Source organism: Allobosea sp., assembly GCF_017308015.1.
In the GTDB taxonomy this organism is placed as follows: domain Bacteria; phylum Pseudomonadota; class Alphaproteobacteria; order Rhizobiales; family Beijerinckiaceae; genus Allobosea.
In genome coordinates this window covers 135892-152208 of the sequence record NZ_JAFKFW010000006.1, presented here as the reverse complement: position 1 = coordinate 152208, position 16317 = coordinate 135892, and the positions used below count along the sequence as shown (strand labels likewise).

The window sequence follows — 16317 nt, the reverse complement described above, 5'->3', positions numbered from 1 at the left end:
GAGATTGTCTGGAGCGGGCGAAGGGATTCGAACCCTCGACCCCAAACTTGGCAAGCGATTTACTGTAGTGTTCTTACATTGCACTGGCGTGTGCGGGCGTCAATCGGAGTTTCCCCAGTTCGCACCGGTACAAATTACATTGGATCGACTGGCGTGAAGCCGGCGGACACCCGTGGAATAGCGCGGAACCGCGAGACTGCAACCGCGAGGTAACCCGAGAGCAGTTTCAGAATTATTGCGTCTCAGTGTTAGGGGCTCATCGTCAAAACCGCGCAGTACCAAAATGAAGCAATTGCGCCCCTACCTCGTAGATCGTGCTCTCGAGGCGCCCTAGGGGTTGCGGGCTGTGGGAGCTCAAAGGCCAGGGCAAGCGCCCATCGTCAAGTTCAATGAAGTCCGCCGGGGCGCGGTCATCGCCCACAGTCCGTGCTCTTATGCCGGAGTAAGCATTCGCCGATCCGGTTCAGAAGCGTCGAGGCAAGTATCGGCATAGCGCTGCTCCGGCGAGGAGCGTGCCCCCAGCGGCGGCAAAGACGGCGGGCAGCGGCAGGAAGATCAGCAGAACGGCGAAAAGACCTGCCGCTCCGACCTGGCCGACATCGCGATAGGTCGTGAAGATCGGCGTCATCCTCGTTCGCTGGTGAGCGCGGACGGCACGCAGGAAGGTCACATTGCCCATGCCGTCGATTGCGCTCATGGCGAACGCTGCCGCCATGAGCGCGCCGGCGGCAGCGTAGGCGTTCTGCGGCGCGAGCAGAGCGACGAGGATCGTGCACAGCCCGCACGCCCCATAGGAGGCAAGGAGCAACGGTCGAATTCCGGTCCGGCGGGCAAGACGCCCCCACAATGGCGCCAGGAGAAGAAAGGCGGAGCCTAGCGACACCAGGCCGCCTCCAAGTGAAGCTCCCAAGCCATACCGGATGGCAAAGATCGGTACGTAGACCACGTACATGGCCCACCATGCGGCGCGTATCGTGGTGAGCAGCCAGGCCAGCCGAAGCCGCGGCTGCGCCCAGAAGCGCAGGATATCCGTGCCCTTAGCAACGGTCATCGCCGGTGCAGCCTCGGCGGCACGTGTCCTGTCCAGGAGAAATGCGAGGAGGATCGGCGCGGCCGCGGCGCAGCCAGCGCTGATGGCCAGAGGCATGCCTGAGGCGACGGATTCCGCCAATGCGATCCCTAGCCAAGGCCCGGCCCCATAGCTTGCGCCGGCGAGGAAGATGCGAAGCGGTTCGAAACCAGCGAGCGCGCGCCGGGGAACGTGCTGCATGACGTACAGGCTCATAACATTCTCGAAGGTGAGCACCATCAGCACATGCAGCATCAGCCCGACGACGAGCCCACCGGTGTTGTTCAAGCTCAACGCGCATGCGGAGCCAATGCCGCTCAGCGCTGCGGCTGCCAGCAAAGGCTCCCGCCCCAGGCGATGCAGAAGTCGCGGCAACGCGATGCTAACGGCTATACCAAACAGGCTCGCAATCAGGTACATTTCACTGACGCGCTGCGCCGTTCCAAGAACCCCGTAGGCAAGGACCGGGATGAGCGAGATCACCATCGTGCGCGCGAGGACCGTGATCGCGTAGACGGACACCAAAGTCCAACGCACGTTCGAATGGAGGTTCGCCGGCGCCTGCATTGCAGCGGTTCAGATATTCGTGCCGCCGGAACGCTCGAAGCAGAGCTCCGCGGCGATGAGATCCTCCAACGAACAACCAACCGATTTAAACAGCGTGATTTCTTCGGTGCTGCGCCTGCCCTTAACCTGGCCGGAGGCGAGATCGAAGAGATCGCCCTGGATGTCGCCTGCGACGATCGCGCCGCCTTCCAGTGCCTGGACGATCTCGCCCGCTTCAGTCGTCGCGCCGGCGCGCGTATCCACGAAGACGCTCGCTCGCCGCAAAGCCTCATCATCCGTCTCACGCATTGTGGGTGTGAAAGCGCCGACGAGGTCGAGGTGGCAGCCGGGTCGTAGCCATTCGCCGAGCACAAGCGGCGCCTCACTTAGCGTCGCGCAGGAGATGATATCGGCGCTTGAAACCGCGGCTTCGAGCACCGGCGCAGCGGTGGCTTTCAGGCCCGTATCCCCGAGCTGCAGCGCGAGATATTCGGCCTTGGCCATGTCTCGCGCCCAGATCTGCACATTTTCGATCGGGCGAACGGAGGCATGCGCGAGGGCGAGGTTCGGAGCCATGCGGCCCGCGCCGACGATGAGTAGGCGACTGGCGTCCGGCCGGGAAAGATAACTCGACGCAAGCGCCGAGGCGGCGGCCGTCCGGCGGGACGTGAGTTCCCCCGCTTCCAAGCTGGCGACAATCCTGCCATCGCGAGCACTCATCAGCAGATAGTGAGAGCTGACTGCCGGTAAGGCGCGCCGCCCGTTGTCCGGAAAGACCGTTACGGTCTTGAGGCCTATATGGCCTCCGGTCATCCAGGCGGGCATCAACAGCAGGGTCGCATCCCGCTCACCCGGTACCGTTACGTTATAATGCGGGCGAGGAGGGCTTTCGGCTCCCTTCCGGAAACCGGCTCGCAACGCTCTGACAAGTGACGGCCAGTCCAGCGTCGCGATAACCGCTTCGTCATCCAGATGGAGCATTGCCAGGCCTCACGCGGCAAGCCGGAAGGCCGGCAGCGGGTAGCGCCGCGCCTCATTGGGCGGCAGCAGTTCCAGCCTGGCTCCGCTCGCGATCGACGCCGCCTCCGCGCCGATGATCCGGCCGAGGAGACTCGCGCCCTCGTCCAGCGCGACCTCGGCTAGAATGATCGGCACCTCCTCGTTGAATGAAGGATGGTTGGGACGGGTGATCAGCGAGAACGACACGATCTTGCCGCGCCCGGACACCTCCCGCCAGACTAGGTCCGTCGAGCCGGTATAGGGACAGATCGGGCGCGGATAGAAAAACAGGGGGCCTCCATCGCGGCTCTGCTGGAGCAACAGCTTGCCTTCGCGCCAGCCGGCGAGGAAGGGGGCGTTATCCTCGTCTTCGTAGGGTTGGGGATAGGCGATCTCGGCGCTCATTGCACGGCCTCCAGGATGATGCTGCTGGCGGAAAGGCCATGGCCGTAGCCGACCATGCCATAACCCGCGACGAGACCACGCCTGGCATTCGCGACCTGCCGATCGCCGGCCTCGGCGCGCAGTTGGCAGACCGCCTCAGTGACACTGAGCAGGCCACCTGCGATGCCGGCCTGCCCGCAGGAGAGCTGGCCGCCACCGGTATTGAGCGGCAGGCTGCCATCCCAGGAGAAGCTATTCGCGGCCAGGAAGGCGCTGGCCTCGCCCTTCTTGCAGAAGCCTAGGTCTTCGAGCTGGATCGCGACCATGATCGGATAGTCGTCGTAGAGTTGGACGAAATCCATGTCCCGCGGGCCGAAGCCAGCTTTGTCATACAGCTTGCCCGCGAAGGTCTCCCAGCCACCGCGCAGCGGGGCGATCTCCATTGGCGGATGATTATGGCGCTCGAAGCCCGAGAGGATGCGCACAGCCTTCCCGGCCGGTGCGCGATCCAGCGTGGTGACGACGACCGCTTCGGCGCCCGCGCAGGGTAAGACGCAATCGTAAAGGCAGATCGGGTCCGCAATGACGCGGGCGTTCATGTAATCGTCGATCGTCATCGGGCCGCGCAGAAGCGCATGCTCGTTCCGCTGCGCGCTGCGGCGCTGGTCGACGGAGATGCGGCCGAGATCCTCGCGCCGCGTGCCGTAGGTTTCCATGTGCTTGCGCTGGATGATTCCGAACAAGCCGTTCGCGCCGCCGAAGCCGAGGGGCGTGCCGTAATTGCGCAGGCCGCGGCTGAAATTGTCCATCAGCTTGAAATGACCGCCGACATCGTAATTGTCGCCGGCGATGCAGAGCACGGTCGTGGCCTGGCCGCTCTCGATGGCGTGTTTGGCATTGATAATGCTGGCCACCGGGCCAGCGCTGCCGGCGGTGCCGAGATAGGCCCAGGAGACAGAGATCCCGAGTTGCTCCGCTGCCGTGACGGTATTGTCCGGCGGCAGCTCGAAGGAGCAGATGGCCAGTCCGTCGACGTCCTTGAAATTCATGCCGGCTGAATCCAGCGCCTTGCGGCCAGCTTCCGCCAGAAATGAAAAGAGCGTGCGCGTGGTGCGCTTCTCATAGGTGGTGCGGCCGTAACCTGCGATTCCGATGTTGCTTGTCATGACCGCCTCAAATGATGTGGTTACGCCGCAAGTCCTCGATCTCGGCGGCGGAAAGCCCGAGCCCGTCGCCGAAGACCTCGTCGTTGGACGCGCCGGGGTCGCGGCCCGACCAACGAATGTCACCGGGCGTTTCGCTGAGCTTCGGGACCGGCGCCGGCATGCGCATCGGCCCTAGGGTCTCGTCGACGAGCGTGCGGATTGCCTCGCGGGCCGCGATATGGGCGTCGCCGAGCACATCGGCGATGTCGTTGATCTTGCCGGCGACGACTTTGTTGGCCACGAGCCTTTCGAGCGCCGAGGCAGTCGGCTGCGTCTTCAGCCAGGCGGCGACCTCACCATCGATGGCGTCGCGATGGATCACGCGATCGGCCATGGTCGCAAAACGCGGATCGCTCTTGAGGTCGGGCCTCTGCATGGCATCGACGAGCCCGTCATAGATGCTCTGCGAGCCGCAACTGATCGCGATCGCGCCGCCATCGGCGGTCGCGTAGACGTTGCGCGGAACGTCCTCTTCCATCTGATTGCCGAGGAGCGGCTTCTTTCTTCCGGTCTGGTCGTAGCGGACGACCACCGACTCGATGATGCGCAGCAGGGGTTCATAGAGCGCCACGTCGACGACCTGGCCGCGGCCGCTGCGCTCGCGCCGATGAATAGCCGCGAGGGCTCCAAAGGCGCCAAAGATGCCGGCCAGATAATCGCCCATCGGAAAGGCCGAAACCGTTGGCCCTTTATCGGCATGACCGGTGAAGGAGGCGAGGCCGGAAAAGGCCTCGGCGATCGTGGCGTATCCGCCCTGCTCCCGGTTGGGTCCCGTCTGACCCCATCCGCTGACGCGCACCCAGACGATGCGCGGAAAACGCTGCGAAAGTTCGGCCGGATCGAAGCCCCAGCGCTCGAGCGTACCCGGGCGAAAATTCTCGATGACGATGTCGCTTTCGCCGATCAGGCGCAATGCGAGTTCCCGCGCCTCCGGCCGCGAAATATCGAGCGTGACCGCGTGCTTGTTGCGCGCCATCGTCTTCCACCATAGCGCCGCGCCGTCCTTGTGCGGCGGCCACTCGCGTAGCGCGTCGGGCTTTCCGGGCTTCTCGACCTTGATGACCCGGGCGCCGAAATCAGCCAGCATCGAGCCTACGAAGGGGCCGGCCAACATCGAGCCGAGTTCGAGCACCTTGAGATCCGAGAGGGCTCCTTCAGGCGTAGTTCGGGCGTGCGCTTCCATGATGGCTCGCTTTCTGATGGGATTGCGCGGCCTTGGCCGCTATTTGGATGGGGCAGCGACTCGATCGATGCCGACGAAGACGTCGAGCAGGACCACGGCGACGATCGCGACATAGATTGTGCCTGCGGAGATCGCCGCGACCATTGGGTCGATCGCATATTGCACGTAGTTGAAGATCTTGACCGGGATCGGCATCAGGGCCGCGGTCGCATTGAAGATGCTGAGCTCGACGTTGATCCAGGAGATGATCAGCGCAAACAGCGCCCCGGCGACGAGGCCCGGCTTGATGATCGGCAGCGTGACGAGAAAGAAAGTCGACACGGGTGAGGCCCCTAGATCGAGACTGGCTTCCTCGAGCGTCTGATCGAAGCGGGCCAGAGATGCCAGCACCGTACGCAGGATGTAGGGAACGACGATGACGACATGGCCGACCAGCAGCGCCGTATAGCTGCGCGCGAAGCCCAACATGCTCGCATACTGGAGCAACGCTGCACCGATCACGATCGTCGGCAGGATGAGCGGCGCCAGGAAGATCGTATTGACGAGCTTCATGCCCGGAAGCTGACTGCGGGTGATGGCGAGCGCCGCCGGAATGCCTATCAGGATCGCGATCACGGTCGAGGCCACCGCGATCGAAGCGCTGAGCCCGATCGAATCGAGATAGGAGGTGTCGGCGAGGAACTGCTCGTACCAGCGCAAGGTAAAGCCCTGCGGAGGGAAGGTCAGGTATTCCGTCTCAGTGAACGAGACCGCCACGATGATGGCGAGCGGAATGGTCAGGAAGGCTAGGCCCGCCCACACGAAAGCAAGAAGCAGGAAGCGACCAATTCGTTCCGGGAACGTCATCATGAGCGCACCGCCTGGCGGCCTGCCGGCTGCCGTTCGATGAAGAAAAGATAAAGCGCGATCAGGACAAGCGTGACGACGAGCAGGCCGACGGCAAGCGCCGCGCCGAAGTTGAAGTCGAACAGCGAGCCGTACTGCTCGAAGATCGACATGGCCATGACAACGGTCCGGCCGCCGCTCATGATGCTCGGCACCACATAGGCGCTGACCGCCAGCGTGAAGACGATCAGCGAGCCCGCGACAACGCCGGGAAGGCTGAGCGGGAACGTCACTTTCGCGAAGGTGACGAAGCGGTTCGCCCCCAGATCGAGCGCGGCCTCCACCAGCGATTTGTCGATGGTCTGAAGTACGCCGGCGACAGTCAGCACCATGAAGGGGACGAGGATGTAGGTCAAGCCGATGATGATGCTGAGCTCGGTAAACAAGATCGGCATAGGCCGATCGGTCAGACCGAGTGTCATCAGCGTGGTGTTCACCAAGCCCTGGCGTCCGAGCAGGATCATCCAGCCGAACGAGCGCACGATATTGCTCGTGAACAGCGGCATGATGACGAGGATGTAGCAGATGCGCCTCGCCATTCGGCTGCGCACCACATTCACGATGTAATAGGCGATCGGGTAGCCAATGACGAAGGAAACGAGCGTTGCGATCAGCGACAACTTGAACGTGACGTAGAGGATGCTCGGATAATAGCTGTCCCCCAGTATCCGTGCGTAGTTCGCGAGGCTCCACGCGCCGTCCTTGGTCTGGAAGCTCGCCATGACGACCACGAAGAACGGGACAAGGAAGAAAGCGGCCATAAAGGCCAGCGGCACGCCAACGAGGAGAGCTGCCCAGCCGTTGCGGATTCTCATGGCAAGGCCTCCCCTGCCTCGGAGCGAGCTGAACTTGAGCTCATTTGGTCAGGACCCGACCGCTGTCGCGGTGCCACGAAAGCACGACCTCGTCGCCGACCGCGATCGGCGCCTCGCCCGCAAGCGCGGTCTGTTGTGCGACGATCTCCTGCCCGTCACTGGAAACGGCGTAGATCCTGATGATCCCCCCCGCGAAGACGATCTCTTGGACGCAGGCCGGTAGGGAAACGAAATCGGCCGAAGGATCCTGCGCATGGTCGACACGAATCGCTTCGGGACGGAGAAGATATGTCGCCTTGCTGCCAGCCGCCGCGCCATGGCGGGCTGCGATCGAAAGCGAGCCAATGGCGAGAGAACCATCGGCAGCGACGGTCGCAGCCAGCAGATTGGCGTCGCCGATGAAGTCGGCGACATAGCGCTCGGCCGGGGCGTGGTAGATGTCGCGGCCGGAGCCGATCTGGGCTATGCGGCCGGCATCCATCACGGCGATGCGATCGGCCATGACCAGGGCTTCCTCCTGATCATGCGTAACGAAGATGAAGGTGATGCCCAGTTTCTGCTGGAGCGTCTTCAGCTCGATCTGCATCTGCTTGCGCAGCTTCAGGTCGAGCGCGCCGAGCGGCTCGTCGAGCAGCAGCACCTTAGGGCGGTTGGCGATTGCCCGTGCCAGCGCCACGCGCTGCTGTTGCCCCCCCGAAAGCTGGGCCGGGAAGCGCTCCCCATAAGCAGCCATTCCGACCGTCGAGAGGCATTCCTCAACAATGGACGCAACTTCGGCCGCGACCTTGCCTGCACGTCTTGGTCCGAAACCGACATTCTGTGCGACGGTCAGGTGCGGAAACAGGGCGTAATTCTGGAATACGGTATTCACCGGTCTGCGATTGGGCGGCAGGCGCTTCATGGAACGCCCGTCGATCCGGATATCGCCTTCGCTGAACTCGACGAATCCCGCGATCGCGCGCAGCAAAGTCGTCTTGCCACACCCGCTGGGTCCGAGCAGCGCCAGGAACTCGCCCTCGGCGACATCAAGGGAGATGTCGTTCAACACCACGAGGTCGCCATAGCGCTTCGTAAGATGCTCGACCCTGATGTAGCCGTTGTTCATGTGCAATCCGGATTGTTCACGCGTCTCTTCAACGCAAGGGGATGAGCATGTTCATAAGCGGAACGTGCTGCTGGCAGCCATACATGTCGCCTTCGCCTCCCGAACCTTGGGCTCTTGGCCGTTTGATCGTGATCTTGATGGCGTTAGCCATGTCGATCTCGAAGAAAGACGAAATGTCGGTGACGGACAGCCCATAGGCCTTCGCGACCGATTGAGGCGTGATGGCGCCGGATGACCGGATGAGTTCAAAATTCGACTTTTCCTTGCACAGGATGTCGAAGGTTATGCGATAGGGACCGGCATTCTTGCTGCGGACAATGTCCGCAATCTCGCGCAGAGGGCGGGGGCTCATCTCACAGCTCCTCGATGCTGATGGGGAAGAGTTCGGTGGGCGTATCCACCTTCATCAGATGGTATGCGCTGAACTCGTAGACCGGGCCGACATCGAGGTCGGACGGCGAATAGGGGAAGGCGAGGTTGCCCGAAGGATTGATGATGCCTTCGTAATGATGGTGCAGCATTGCGCCGCTGATTTGGTGGCACGCGGCATGTGCCAGCTCTTGGGTCGCGGCAGTGACCTCGATCACGAGCCCCACCTCGCGCTGCAGACCGTGCTCCTGCTCCAGTTCCTTCATCACGCCATCGCGACCGTAGACATGGAACTGCATCGATATGGGCGAGGGTGCGAAGTACTCGATGGCCCTAACCTTGAGCTGATCTAGGATGCCGTCGAGCGCCGCTATGGTGGTTGGGCAGCGAATTCCAGCAATCGAGATCGAGCGATAACCAGCGAGTCGCGCGCCTTCCAGCTTCACGTAGTAGTCGTCCGTTTCGGAAAGCTTCGCACCCGTAACGCGAACCTGTCTGTCGCTGAGTTGTTCGAAGGAACACTCCGAGAGGTCGATTTCGTGGCCCGGCCCACCCTGCTTGAAGGGGTTTTCACGCTCATAGAGAGAGTGCGCGGAAACCGATTTCACCGACGCACGCCGCTTAATGCTGCCGGGCTCGAGCACGAAGCTGTCGTCGTGGACGGTGCCAAGCATCACGTCCATCGCGAAGGGCTCAGCAGAGAAAGCACCACATTCGAGGATCTTGCCCATATGGATCGCAAGCGCCGGATCGGCGCCTTTCCAGATGGGATAGGCGGCGATCACAGAGTCGTCGCAGGCGCGACCGGCGATGATCACGTCGGCACCAGCATCGAGCGCCGCGCAAATCGGCTCATGGCCCATCTGGGCGACGAGCGTCACAGTCTCATCGAGAGCTTCCTGTGTCAGGATATGGCCGGCTTCGAAATCGATCACTTCGCCGGCGGCAACCGCGCGCTTGGCCCGTTCGATCGGGATGTCAGAGCGAATCGTCGCGAGCTTCAGCTTGAGGCCGGTTTCCTTTGCGATCTCGCGAACAAGCTTCGCCGTTCGATCGACCTGGACGCTTGATCCCGCACCGCCGACGCTGCCGACGATCACCGGAATGCCGACATTCCGCCCGGCTTGGATCAGAGCGGTCAGCTCTCGTTTGATACTGACGTCGGAAACCAGAGGCTTACCGGAGCCAAGATAATGCGGACCTGGATCCGTGGAGCCCGCATCGACGGCAATGACCGACGGTTTGAGCGACATGCCCCGTGCCAAAGCCTCATCACCGAAGCCGTAGCCCAGAGTGCCCGTAGGCGTTAGCACCGTGATGCCGGACATATTTTGACCCTGATCCGTCGCTCGATCCAAAAAGCTGTCTGTTCCGCGATGGCATCGCGGTCTCGACGCGCTCTATTCAGATTGAGGGGCAGCCAAGGGTCAAATTTCTTCTGGCAGGTCAGTCATAACTCCAGGATATGTACTTCCCAAGCGGGGGCGTTTCAGCGCTAAGACAGATCGCCAATAGCCGTTGCCATGGCTGCAATCTTGGCCGTCAAATTGGACCGAACGTGTTCTATCAGTGCCCTGGTTGCGAGCGAAGGCTCCCGGAAGCTAGGCGTCACGACCCAAACGTTGAAATTCACGACAGGGCGGAAGGGCCTGATCACGAGCTGGTTTGGCGGGAACCCTTCAGTGCTGAGTGGATCGACGATGGAAACGCCTACGCCAGCCGCCACGAAGGAGCAACACGCCTCGGTGAGCTGGGCCTTGATCACGATGTTCCGATCGGAGCCGCATTCCGCAAAAACCCGGTCGATCTCCAATTGCGCGCGATCCTCTTCGACCATCCCGACGAAACGCTCGCCGTGCAAGTCCTTCGCTTCGATCACGTATCGAGAGACCAAGTGATGGTCGGGAGGAAGGGCACAGACCGCCTTCATCGAACACAGCTTGTCGAAGCGCACGCCCGGCCTGTCCGGGGCAAACATGCCGAAGCCTAGATCAAACCCTTGAGTCGCGACCGCTTCGACGAGCAGCCAGGAATTGCGGCTCGACATCTCGATCTTCAGACCCTGTCTGGTCGCCAGGAATCCGCCAAGGATCGGTGGCAGGACCCTCGCCGCGAGCGACGGATAAGAGACCAGATTGATCTCGCCATAGTCGAAGTGCTTGATGGCTCGCGCCCGTGCGGAAACGGAGTCCACGCTGAGGAAGACCCGCTCCACTTCCGAATAGAGCATCTGTCCCTCTGCCGTTGGCACCACGCCGTTCTTCTGGCGATGGAAAAGGGAAAACCCGCATCTCCGCTCGAGCAGAAAGATCAATTTGCTGACGGCGGGTTGCGACAGATTGAGCTTCTCGGCCGCCCTGGTGAAGCTGCCGATCTCCATGATGGTCTTGAACGCTTCGAGCTGCCGGATATTCATAGCGAAAAGTTATCTCAGACCCGCGGATTTCAATTTGAAGCTGGAACTGTGCCGGGTCCTCATATCTATCTCAAGGAAAAAGGCCAGAGGCGGAGGAGAAACCATGGCAAATTTCAAAGCAAAACAGCTCGCTGGCGCGGTTTCATTCGCGGCTGTTGGAGCATTCGCGAATATAGCTGCGGCTGAGGACTCCATCACCGTAGCCACATACGGTGGAGAGTGGGGCGCGGCGATGCAGGCCTGCATCATCGACCCCTTCACACGGGATACAGGGGTGAAGGTCACACCTGAGCCGGGCGTCTCGGGCGTGACGTTAAGCAAGCTGCGTCAACAGAAGGCGGCACCTTCTTTGGATGCTGTCTGGCTCGACGGAGGCGTTTCCGAGATCGCCGCGGCCGATGGCGTCGTCGCGCCGATCGATGCCGCCAGGGTTCCCGCGGTGTCGGGAATGATGCCCGAGGGCGTCTATAAGGGCTCTGATGGAAAGGCCTTCGCCGTCAGTACCGGCTTCTATTCACTTGGACTCGCCTACAATACGCGTGACATCAAGCAGGCGCCGACCTCATGGCTTGATCTGTGGAAGCCCGAATTCGCCGGAGCGGTCACCTTTCCCAGCCCCTCCAACGCCATGGGCGTCCCCTTCATCGTGCACCTTGCGGGGCTAGTCGGTGGCAATGCGGACAATGTCACGCCCGCATTCGATAAGCTGAAGCAGCTCAAAGTTTCGGCTTATTTCGATACCGCTGGCGCCGGAACCAATCTGTTCCAAAGCAACGAGGTCATCGTCGGCGCCCATTACGCAAGCTCCGCATACGCCATGCGTGATCAAAAGCTTCCGATCGCGTTCGTTGTGCCGAAAGAAGGAGCCATCGGAGGTGACATCCGGCTGCATCTCGTCGCCAATAGCAAGAAACAGGTGCTGGCGGAGAAATTCATGAACTACGCGATTGGCAAGACGCCGGCCAAGTGTATGGCAGAGAAGATCTATGTCGGACCGGCAACAGCCGGAATCGAGCTGTCGGATAATGCCAAGCAGCGCATGCCCTGGGGTGCGGATGGCTCGATCAAGAGCTTGGCACTACCCGACTGGAACAAGATCAACAAAAACCGCGCAGCGATTATCGAGGCCTTCAACAAGACGGTGGTCGCCAAGAAATAAATCTGATTTCGAGGCGGGCAATTTTAATCGCCCGCCTCTAATAATCAGCCACGCATTCGACGCCGGAGAAAGTCGAGAAAAATTCTAACCTTAGGTGGCACTAAAGCACCAGCTTTGTAAGCGGCGAAGATAGGCATAGCTTCTTCAGGCTCATAGGCCTCGAGAAGGGGACGTAGACGGCCACTACGGATGTCATCGGCCACTCTCAGATCAGTCACTCGACTGATGCCAAGGCCGGAGATGACAGCCTCGTAGTTCCCATGTCCGCCATTGACCACATAATTTCCCTGTACCTTAAGCTTAAGTGGCCGGCCTTCCACCACGAAACTCCATTCATTACTAGATAAGCCCAGTCGGCTCATCAGCAGGCAATTATGGCGAAGAAGGTCTTGCGGCGTTTCAGGGGTTCCGTGGCGAGCGAGGTATGACGGCGCCGCGCAGATGATCTGCCTGCTCGCCGCCACCTTGGTGATTATCGCCGCGGAATCCTTCGGAGAGCCCCAGCGCAGACCGATATCGTGGTCGCCCAAAGCCGGATCGACGATGTCATCCGACAGATCGAGTTGGACCTTGATGTTTGGATGGAGTGCCAGGAATTCGGGAAGGATCGGAATAAGCCTATGCAGTCCAATCATGATCGGACTGGTGATCCGCAATGTCCCGCGTGGCTCCCCACCGTATTCGCTGACAACAAGTTCAGCCTCCGCTATCTGACTGAGAATCGTCTGGGCACGTTGATACAATGTTTCACCGGCTTCGGTGAGCGAAAGGCGACGTGTCGTCCGATCAAGGAGCCGAACGCCGAGGCGACGCTCTAGCCCGTCGATACGACGACAAACCGCAGATCGGGTAACGCTCAGCATTTTTGCTGCGCCTGCGAAGCTGCCGCTGTCAACAACATGGGCAAAAACCTGAAGCTCGCTGCCGCTATTCATCTCGGTCCAATCGTTGCGTTTTACTCAACAGTATGTGTCCATCAACGGTGGTTCCAAGCCAACCCCCTGTGAGCCTAGCCTGACGTCACGGTAAAGGCCGCAACGCCAACAAGACGGCCAGATGTCGGAGGAACCAGTGATTACGGATACCAGCGCCGGACAGGTGGCGGGCTTGGCGCGCCGCCGATGATCAAGCTCGTGACCTTCCAGAAGCGCGTCGAACAATTGACGCGCCCCGCGTTCGAAGATCGCTGGGAAACGATTCATGGCCCGATCGCCGCAGCTTTTCCCGGCTTACGCGGCTATATGCTCGGGTTCTCGCTGGATGAGGGCGAACCGCAGGCTGATGGTGTCGCGCAGCTGTGGTTCGATACGCGCGAGGCTTGCCAGGCTTCCTATGCTTCCGAGATCGGCCGCAATGGGTCGAAGGACGCGTCCGCCTGGCTGGCACGGCGCGAGCATCTGCTAGCCAGCGAGCGCTGGCTGAAGCGGACAGGCGCGTTGTCGTCAACGCCGTTCAAGGTGTTGCTCTGCCTGAAGAGGCACGCCGATCAAACGCGCGTGGCCTTCATTGGCCACATCGACGCGGTTGCCACGGCCGACATTTGCAACGTCACGGGAGCCATGCAGGCACGCCTGAGCCTCGACGAGGCCGGGCAGCTGCTGAATTCCAGGGTGGAAGGCGACCTGACGCTCGTGACGGGCGAGGCTCCTTACGACGCGCTTGTCGAGCTCTGGTTCACCGAACGGGATGCGGCCGCACAGGGTCGCGATCAGCTGCGGGCCTGGAAGGACCGAGTTTTCGGTCATGACGGTATCGCTCGGTGGGAGGACGCGCTGTTGCGCGAACATGTGGTGGTGCCGCCGCCACCTCCTACCTACGGAGTCGAGGAAGGACAGAATTGATGCAGAAGACCGCCCTTGTCATCGGCGCAACCGGCGTTTCCGGGCGCGCGCTGATCGAGCATCTCGACCAGCAGCCGGACTGGAACGTGATCGGCGTGTCGCGCAAGCCTCCCTATTTCCAGACGAAGGCCCGGTTCGTTCACGCCGACCTCATGGATCCGCAAAGCTGCAAGGACAATCTCGGCAGCTTGAGCGAGGTCACGCATGTCTTTTACTGCGCTTATCTCGACAACAAGGTGATTGCCGAAACGCGCGCGCCGAATGCGAAGATGTTCGCGAATGTCCTGCCGGTGATCGAGGCGGCTGCACCGAACCTGCAGCATGTCTGCCTGCTCCAGGGCACCAAGTATTACGGACAGTATCTCGGCCCGTTTAAAACCCCTGCGAAGGAAACGGATCCGCGGATCGACGTGCCTCATTTTTACTACGACCAGCAGGATTTGGCCGAACAAGCCAGCGCCGGAAAGGGCTGGTCCTGGTCGGCCGCGCGGCCGCATGTGATCTGCGGCTTCGCGCTGGGCAATCCGCTCAACATTATTACGACGATCGCCACCTATGCGACGCTGCTGAAGGAGATGGGGCAGCCCTTCACCTTCCCCGGCAAGCCGGGCGCCTTCAGCTCCGTCTATCAGGCAACGGATGCGGGACTGCTGGCCCGGGCCATGGTCTGGATGTCGACCAAGCCGGAGTGCGCTGATCAGGCCTTCAACATCACCAACGGCGATTTCTTCCGTTACCAGAACCTGTGGCCGGTCTTCGCACGCTTCTTCGGCCTTGAGGCAGGCGGTGTCGAGACCGTCGATATGCCGACCCGGATGGCTGGCGCAGACGCGTTGTGGGACAAAATCGTTGCACGTGATGGCCTCCAGAAGCACCCGCTTTCGCAGCTGGTTAACTGGAATTTTGCCAACTACGCGTTTTCGAACGACTGGGACGTGATGTCCGACACCACCAAATGTCGACGGTATGGCTTCCTGGAATTCATAGACAGTGAGGAGATGTTCCTGGACCTCTTCCGGGACCTACAGCGCAACAGGATCATACCCTGAGCGAAGGGCCAAGCTTTGCCCTCCTTCCCTGAAACCCAATCACATGAGTGAGAGAATGTCCGTCTCCCTGAGTGCAGAGCTCCAGGCGGAGTTCGAGCGCAATGCGCAAAATCCCTGCGTAGGCAAGATCCTGCTTTCCCAGAGTGATCGCGCACGAGTCTGGTACATGCGCCTGGAACCGGGCGAGCGCATCGGTTTTCACCGTCACGTGCTCGATTATTTCTGGACGGCGCTGAGCCCGGGCCGCGCCGTATCCCATATCAATGGCGGGGCGCCCAAAGAAGCGACGTACTACGCCGGCCAGACCAGCCACATGCGCTTCGGTCCGGGCGAGTTCATGGTTCATGACCTTCACAACGTCGGCGACACGCCGCTCGTCTTCGTCACAGTCGAGCACCTTGAAAGCGCGAATCCACCACTGCCGCTGCCCGCCGGTATCTCACCGTGCGGCATCGAGGTGGCACAGGAACAACCATGAACCAGATTTCACTGGCAGCTGCGCGTGACGCCTTCGCGCCTGGGATATTCAACGGCCGAGTCATTCTGGTCACCGGCGCCGGGCGAGGTATCGGAAAACTGCTTGCCGAGCGGCTGGCAGAACTCGGCGCGCGCGTCGCCCTTTGCGATCTCGTAGAGGAGCGCGCAGTCGAAACGGCTCGGATTATCACGGACGCGAACGGGGAGGCCTTGCCTCTCGTCGCAGACGTTTCCAAGGAAGACGACGTGCGCGCGGCCGTCGATGCCGTGCTCGTCCGTTGGGGCAGGATCGATGTTCTCGTCAACATGGCGGGGAGCTACGGCGCCGCCTACCGGGTCACGCACGAGACGCCGGTCGACGAATGGGATTCCGTCTTCGCCTCGAATGTGCGCGGCAGCTTCCTGTGCGCGAAGACAGTTCTACCGCACATGATCGAGGCCGGCGGCGGCCGCATCATCAATTTCGCCTCCAATGCCGGGCGCTCGGTCAGCCCACTGCTCGGCTGCTCCTACACGGCCGCCAAGACGGCGGTGATCGGCATGACCCGCCATCTCTCGCGCGAGTATGCCCGACACGGCATCCTAGTGAACACTATCGCTCCCGGACCGGTCTCGGGCGAACGCGTGAGCGGCCTGCTGCGCAACGACGAGGAAGGCAGGGCTCTCAACGGCCAAATCCCCATCGGCCGCCTAGCTGAATCGGCTGACATCGTCGACGTCGTCCTATTCATGGCCTCTGACGCGTCACGCTACATGACTGGCGCCATCCTCGATGTATCCGGAGGACTGATCCTAGCCTGAGGCCTCCGCGTCCA

General features: G+C 61.4%; 17 protein-coding genes. 5 read left to right on the top strand and 12 right to left on the bottom strand.

Going from position 1 to position 16317, the window contains the following annotated elements; translation table 11 throughout:
- Positions 1–463: 463 nt before the first annotated feature.
- The 11 genes from J0I42_RS07540 to J0I42_RS07490 all read right to left on the bottom strand — a co-directional run bounded on the left by J0I42_RS07540 (position 464) and on the right by J0I42_RS07490 (position 10976).
- Positions 464–1636 (bottom strand): MFS transporter, encoded by a 1173-nt coding sequence (locus tag J0I42_RS07540; RefSeq protein WP_291654201.1) that lies wholly within the window; start codon positions 1634–1636, stop codon positions 464–466.
- Between the two features lie 9 nt (positions 1637–1645).
- Positions 1646–2596: a bifunctional Delta(1)-pyrroline-2-carboxylate/Delta(1)-piperideine-2-carboxylate reductase gene (gene lhpI / locus J0I42_RS07535; protein ID WP_291654200.1), complete on the bottom strand. Its 951-nt coding sequence runs from the start codon at positions 2594–2596 to the stop codon at positions 1646–1648.
- Positions 2597–2605: 9 nt separating this feature from the next.
- A complete protein-coding gene (locus tag J0I42_RS07530) occupies positions 2606–3019 on the bottom strand; it encodes a Zn-ribbon domain-containing OB-fold protein (RefSeq protein ID WP_291654199.1) in 414 nt (137 codons plus the stop codon).
- The gene (locus J0I42_RS07525) at positions 3016–4164 is read right to left on the bottom strand and encodes a thiolase family protein (RefSeq protein WP_291654198.1); all 1149 of its coding nucleotides are present in this window, start codon (positions 4162–4164) and stop codon (positions 3016–3018) included. Before J0I42_RS07525 ends, J0I42_RS07530 begins: the two co-directional genes overlap by 4 nt.
- 7 nt (positions 4165–4171) lie before the next feature.
- The gene (locus J0I42_RS07520) at positions 4172–5386 is read right to left on the bottom strand and encodes a CaiB/BaiF CoA transferase family protein (RefSeq protein ID WP_291654197.1); all 1215 of its coding nucleotides are present in this window, start codon (positions 5384–5386) and stop codon (positions 4172–4174) included.
- A 39-nt stretch (positions 5387–5425) separates the two neighbouring features.
- Positions 5426–6235, bottom strand: a complete 810-nt coding sequence (locus J0I42_RS07515; RefSeq protein WP_291654196.1) for an ABC transporter permease — start codon at positions 6233–6235, stop codon at positions 5426–5428.
- The gene (locus J0I42_RS07510; RefSeq protein WP_291654195.1) at positions 6232–7086 is read right to left on the bottom strand and encodes an ABC transporter permease; all 855 of its coding nucleotides are present in this window, start codon (positions 7084–7086) and stop codon (positions 6232–6234) included. Before J0I42_RS07510 ends, J0I42_RS07515 begins: the two co-directional genes overlap by 4 nt.
- A gap of 40 nt (positions 7087–7126) precedes the next feature.
- Positions 7127–8191 (bottom strand): ABC transporter ATP-binding protein, encoded by a 1065-nt coding sequence (locus J0I42_RS07505; protein WP_291654194.1) that lies wholly within the window; start codon positions 8189–8191, stop codon positions 7127–7129.
- 28 nt (positions 8192–8219) lie between these two features.
- Entirely contained in the window at positions 8220–8543 is a 324-nt protein-coding gene (locus J0I42_RS07500) for a DUF4387 domain-containing protein (RefSeq protein ID WP_291654193.1), read from the bottom strand.
- A 1-nt stretch (position 8544) separates the two neighbouring features.
- Complete coding sequence (locus tag J0I42_RS07495) at positions 8545–9888, bottom strand: acyclic terpene utilization AtuA family protein (protein ID WP_291654192.1); 1344 nt, start codon at positions 9886–9888, stop codon at positions 8545–8547.
- A 167-nt stretch (positions 9889–10055) separates the two neighbouring features.
- Entirely contained in the window at positions 10056–10976 is a 921-nt protein-coding gene (locus J0I42_RS07490) for a LysR family transcriptional regulator (RefSeq protein WP_291654191.1), read from the bottom strand.
- A gap of 103 nt (positions 10977–11079) precedes the next feature.
- Here J0I42_RS07490 and J0I42_RS07485 point away from each other — a divergent pair, with 103 nt between their 5' ends.
- On the top strand, positions 11080–12135 hold the full coding sequence (locus J0I42_RS07485) for an ABC transporter substrate-binding protein (RefSeq protein WP_291654190.1): 1056 nt from the start codon (positions 11080–11082) through the stop codon (positions 12133–12135).
- 44 nt (positions 12136–12179) lie between these two features.
- On the opposite strand, the gene J0I42_RS07480 is transcribed toward J0I42_RS07485, so the two are convergent.
- A complete protein-coding gene (locus tag J0I42_RS07480; RefSeq protein ID WP_291654189.1) occupies positions 12180–13070 on the bottom strand; it encodes a LysR family transcriptional regulator in 891 nt (296 codons plus the stop codon).
- A gap of 186 nt (positions 13071–13256) precedes the next feature.
- On the opposite strand from J0I42_RS07480, the gene J0I42_RS07475 reads away from it, so the two are divergent.
- The 4 genes from J0I42_RS07475 to J0I42_RS07460 are packed head-to-tail and all read left to right on the top strand — an operon-like array spanning position 13257 to position 16303.
- A complete protein-coding gene (locus J0I42_RS07475; protein ID WP_291654188.1) occupies positions 13257–13976 on the top strand; it encodes an EthD family reductase in 720 nt (239 codons plus the stop codon).
- Positions 13976–15025 (top strand): SDR family oxidoreductase, encoded by a 1050-nt coding sequence (locus J0I42_RS07470; protein WP_291654187.1) that lies wholly within the window; start codon positions 13976–13978, stop codon positions 15023–15025. Before J0I42_RS07475 ends, J0I42_RS07470 begins: the two co-directional genes overlap by 1 nt.
- 55 nt (positions 15026–15080) lie before the next feature.
- On the top strand, positions 15081–15503 hold the full coding sequence (locus J0I42_RS07465) for a cupin domain-containing protein (protein WP_291654186.1): 423 nt from the start codon (positions 15081–15083) through the stop codon (positions 15501–15503).
- Entirely contained in the window at positions 15500–16303 is an 804-nt protein-coding gene (locus tag J0I42_RS07460) for an SDR family NAD(P)-dependent oxidoreductase (RefSeq protein ID WP_291654185.1), read from the top strand. Before J0I42_RS07465 ends, J0I42_RS07460 begins: the two co-directional genes overlap by 4 nt.
- Positions 16304–16317: the final 14 nt, after the last annotated feature.

Excerpts from the sequence above, each read along its gene's own strand:
- J0I42_RS07540 (WP_291654201.1), bottom strand. The coding sequence starts at position 1,636 with ATGCAGGCGCCGGCGAACCTCCATTCGAACGTGCGTTGGACTTTGGTG.
- lhpI (WP_291654200.1), bottom strand. The coding sequence starts at position 2,596 with ATGCTCCATCTGGATGACGAAGCGGTTATCGCGACGCTGGACTGGCCG.
- J0I42_RS07530 (WP_291654199.1), bottom strand. The coding sequence starts at position 3,019 with ATGAGCGCCGAGATCGCCTATCCCCAACCCTACGAAGACGAGGATAAC.
- J0I42_RS07525 (WP_291654198.1), bottom strand. The coding sequence starts at position 4,164 with ATGACAAGCAACATCGGAATCGCAGGTTACGGCCGCACCACCTATGAG.
- J0I42_RS07520 (WP_291654197.1), bottom strand. The coding sequence starts at position 5,386 with ATGGAAGCGCACGCCCGAACTACGCCTGAAGGAGCCCTCTCGGATCTC.
- J0I42_RS07515 (WP_291654196.1), bottom strand. The coding sequence starts at position 6,235 with ATGATGACGTTCCCGGAACGAATTGGTCGCTTCCTGCTTCTTGCTTTC.
- J0I42_RS07510 (WP_291654195.1), bottom strand. The coding sequence starts at position 7,086 with ATGAGAATCCGCAACGGCTGGGCAGCTCTCCTCGTTGGCGTGCCGCTG.
- J0I42_RS07505 (WP_291654194.1), bottom strand. The coding sequence starts at position 8,191 with ATGAACAACGGCTACATCAGGGTCGAGCATCTTACGAAGCGCTATGGC.
- J0I42_RS07500 (WP_291654193.1), bottom strand. The coding sequence starts at position 8,543 with ATGAGCCCCCGCCCTCTGCGCGAGATTGCGGACATTGTCCGCAGCAAG.
- J0I42_RS07495 (WP_291654192.1), bottom strand. The coding sequence starts at position 9,888 with ATGTCCGGCATCACGGTGCTAACGCCTACGGGCACTCTGGGCTACGGC.
- J0I42_RS07490 (WP_291654191.1), bottom strand. The coding sequence starts at position 10,976 with ATGAATATCCGGCAGCTCGAAGCGTTCAAGACCATCATGGAGATCGGC.
- J0I42_RS07485 (WP_291654190.1), top strand. The coding sequence starts at position 11,080 with ATGGCAAATTTCAAAGCAAAACAGCTCGCTGGCGCGGTTTCATTCGCG.
- J0I42_RS07480 (WP_291654189.1), bottom strand. The coding sequence starts at position 13,070 with ATGAATAGCGGCAGCGAGCTTCAGGTTTTTGCCCATGTTGTTGACAGC.
- J0I42_RS07475 (WP_291654188.1), top strand. The coding sequence starts at position 13,257 with ATGATCAAGCTCGTGACCTTCCAGAAGCGCGTCGAACAATTGACGCGC.
- J0I42_RS07470 (WP_291654187.1), top strand. The coding sequence starts at position 13,976 with ATGCAGAAGACCGCCCTTGTCATCGGCGCAACCGGCGTTTCCGGGCGC.
- J0I42_RS07465 (WP_291654186.1), top strand. The coding sequence starts at position 15,081 with ATGTCCGTCTCCCTGAGTGCAGAGCTCCAGGCGGAGTTCGAGCGCAAT.
- J0I42_RS07460 (WP_291654185.1), top strand. The coding sequence starts at position 15,500 with ATGAACCAGATTTCACTGGCAGCTGCGCGTGACGCCTTCGCGCCTGGG.